Origin of the sequence: Palleronia sp. (assembly GCF_042089775.1) — a bacterium.
Taxonomy (GTDB): Bacteria; Pseudomonadota; Alphaproteobacteria; order Rhodobacterales; family Rhodobacteraceae; genus Palleronia.
The window spans coordinates 1-3,634 of record NZ_JBELKF010000149.1; the positions used below are offsets into that span (position 1 = coordinate 1).

At 63.4% G+C, this 3,634-nt stretch carries 2 protein-coding genes; both read left to right on the top strand.

Annotated elements, in window-relative coordinates; all coding sequences use genetic code 11:
• Positions 1-227 precede the first annotated feature (227 nt).
• Positions 228-1,190, top strand: coding sequence for a TRAP transporter substrate-binding protein (locus ACFDS3_RS18820; RefSeq protein ID WP_375263879.1), 963 nt, complete (start codon positions 228-230; stop codon positions 1,188-1,190).
• A 63-nt stretch (positions 1,191-1,253) separates the two neighbouring features.
• Positions 1,254-3,634 (top strand): EAL domain-containing protein (locus tag ACFDS3_RS18825; RefSeq protein ID WP_375263880.1); only part of this gene is annotated, 2,381 nt, incomplete at its 3' end.

Consider the following 3,634-nt stretch of genomic DNA (forward strand, 5'->3'; position numbering starts at 1 on the left):
GGCCGTGAATCATGCGGGCCGCACAGCCTCAACCTGATTAAAGGGTCCTGAGCCTAAGCGATCAGATCCGATGGCTATTAACAAAATGTAGATGGCCGGCGTCCATCTTGCGGCTGTCGCGCACGAGCGGCCGCAACCCGGAATCGACAATGATGCCACCGATGCACGCAGAGGCCATTTTCGCGACGTTGTGCCTCTTGGCACCGGCGGCCTTGGCAGAGGGAAAGGTGACGCTGGACGTCGCGAGCACGTTTCCCAACACCATGCCAATTCTTGGTGACGTTTCGGTGAGGCTCCCCAAGACGGTCGCGCGCCTGACGGATGGGGCGCTGGAACTGCGGTTTCATGAACCTGGCGCGCTCGTACCGGGCGACCAGACGGTCAATGCTGTTGCAGATCGCCGCGTTGATGCCGCGTGGGCCGGCGCCGGATGGTTTGCTGAGCGCGATAGCGCGTTCAGCATGTTCTCCAGCGTACCGTTCGGACCCGGCATCGGCGAGTACATGGGCTGGCTGTACTATGGCGGCGGCCTCGAGCTCGCACGCGAGATGTTCCATGCCGAGGGCGTTCACAACATCCCTTGCGGCCTGATTCCGCCGGAGGCATCCGGCTGGTTCCGCGAGGAAATCCGCACGGTTGACGACCTCGTGGGGCTGCGCATGCGCTTCTTCGGGCTCGGCGCCCGCGTCATGCAGAAGCACGGCGTCCTCACCTCTCAGCAGCCGCCCGGCGAAATTCTTGCCGAGATGAGAGCGGACCGTCTGGACGCTGCAGAGTTCTCGCTGCCCGCCATGGACCTGCCGCTGGGCTTCAACGAGGTGGCGCCGTTCTACTATTTCCCGGGCTGGCATCAGCAGGCGACGCTCTTCGATCTCTACGTCAACCTTGACCTGTGGAACGAGCTTGGCGAGCAGCATCAGGCGGCGATCGAGACGGCCTGCAGCGATGCTTTGCGCGACATGGCGGCTCAGGGCGAAGCGGCACAGTGGAGCGCCATGCAGCAACTGCAGGCCGAGGGCGTACAGCTCAAGCGGTGGCCTGCAGAAATCCTCGTCTCCTTCGAAGATGCGTGGCTGGAAATCGTTGCCGAGGAATCAGAGGCCAACGAGAACTTCCGCCGTGTCTACGAATCGTACGAGACCTTTCGCAAGAACTACGCTCTCTGGCAGCATTTCAGCTTCCTCCGGTAACCGCGTAACGCAGGGGGAGACGTTATGTTGGTCAAAGGCGTGAGTATCCGCACCAAGTTGGCAATGGCCTTCGGGGCGGCACTGTTTCTGGTTGTCGGTAGCGGCACGATAGGCCTCGTGCAGATGCATGCGGTGGCCAGAGTCACTCACGAAATCCGCCAACTCTGGTTGCCCAAGCTTACGGCGCTGAATTCGGTCGAGCGCCTGCTCACCGCGCACGAACTCTTGGGGGCACGGCGGATTCAGAGCCTAGACTTTCGGCAGATGGCGCAAATCTCGGAGCAGATGGCCGAGGTGCAGGACGGCGTCGAAGCGCAGTTCGCTCGCTATGGGAACCTCGCTCTCGGACCGGCGGAAGCGCATGGATTCGCCGCCTTGCAGGGGGCATGGGCCGCGCGGATACGATCCTTCGCCGACCTTCTCGACCGCATAAATTCGGGTGAGACGCTGGGCGCGACCATTCCGTTCGAGGGTGAGACGCGCGCTCATCTCCACGAGGCACGGGCAGAACTGGCGGGTCTGGAAGGACTGGCCGAGGCGGGAACCCGTGCCGCCGAGGCCAAGGCCGGCAAGATCTATCGTCGCGCGCTCCTCCTGACCGGCGTCGTAGTGGCTCTGTCGGCGGTCATTGTGGTCGTCTTGATCTACTGGGCATCGACGCGCATCTCATCGCCTCTGTTGCGCGTGAGCCAAGCGATGCGACGCCTTACCGAAGGCGACGACACCGAAACCACGATCGAGGGAGCAGACCGTTCCGATGAGATCGGCGTCCTCGTAGCGGCGGCCGCCGGTTACCGAGAGTGCGTCACGCGCGCCCGCGACCTCGCCGCCCTCGCCGAGACAGAGCGGCACCGCATGCATGCGGCCATCTCGAACATGCCGATCGGCTTCTGCATGTTTGACGCGAACGACCGGCTGGTCGTCTGCAATGACAGGTACGCCCAGATCTACAAGCTGCCGACGGAGCTGACAGTCGCCGGAACGCCGCACCGCCGGATCCTCGCTGCCCGCATTGATGCCGGGACGTTCGATGGCGACGATCCGGATGCGCACGTGGCCGAGACTCTCGCGGCCGTGGCGGCCGGGACACCTGCGGGGGCGGTCTGGAAGCTCAGGGATGACCGTTACATCAGCACCATCTTTCAGCCGATAGCCGGAGGGTGGCTATCGACGCATGAGGAGATCACCGAGCGGCGACGTTCAGAGGATCGCATTCGCCACATGGCGCGCCATGACGCGCTCACCGATCTGCCGAACCGCACCCTGTTCCAAGAGCGGCTGGGCCAGGCGCTGCAGCATCTGCCGCGCGGCCGAGGCTTGGCGGTGCTGGCGCTCGACCTCGACCGCTTCAAGGCCGTCAACGATACTTTGGGCCATCCGGTGGGCGACTTGCTTCTCAAGGCCGCGGCGGAACGATTGCGGCGCAAGGTGCAAGAGGGCGACACGATCTCTCGCCTCGGCGGCGACGAGTTTGCTGTAATCCAAGCGTGCGGAGAGCAGCCTGCCGCCAGTCGAAGTCTTGCCCGGCGGATGATCGAAACGCTGAGCGAGCCTTTTGACATCGAAGGACACCAGATTTCCATAGGTACCAGCGTCGGTATCGCCGTGGCCCCGGGAGACGGCACCGACCCCGGCCAAATGCTGAAGAACGCCGACCTTGCCCTCTATCGGGCCAAGAGCGACGGGCGCGGGGTCTACTGTTTCTTCGAGTCGGAGATGGACGCGCTGATGCAGGAGCGGCGGCGCCTCGAACTGGACCTGCGACGCGCTGTGAGCGAGGGTCAGTTCGTCTTGCACTACCAACCGGTCATCGACGTCGAGGCGTCGGCCGTTACATGTTTCGAGGTGCTCCTCCGCTGGCTCCACCCAGAGCGGGGCCTAGTGCAGCCTGGCGAGTTCATTCCGCTTGCCGAGGAAACCGGTTTGATCGTTCCACTGGGAGAATGGATATTGAAACAGGCCTGCGATGACGCTGCAGGCTGGGCCGAAGGCATATCCCTAGCGGTCAACCTCTCGCCGGTTCAGTTCCGAAGCAAGCGCCTGATCGAGGCGGTCACCGCAGCGCTGGACTCCAGCGGTTTTCCTGCAAGCCGGCTTGAACTCGAGATCACGGAGGGAGTGCTGCTGACGGATACCGAGGACACCTTGGCGACGCTCCACCGCCTTCGCGAGCTTGGGGTGCGAATTGCGATGGACGATTTCGGCACAGGTAATTCGTCCCTTCGCTATTTGCAGAGCTTCCCCTTCGACCGTCTCAAGATCGACGCATCTTTCATCCGGCGCCGGGACCAGAACTCGATGGCAATTGTGCGGGCGGTGGCTGGGCTGGCGCGTGCTTATCATGGGGATCTGGGTATTGGCAGTGTGCCAGGAGCCCCCGAGGCCACGGCAATGTGCCGCTTGCACGGCCCCGTGGCGTGTGGCGCAGAGCGGACGAAGCTCTT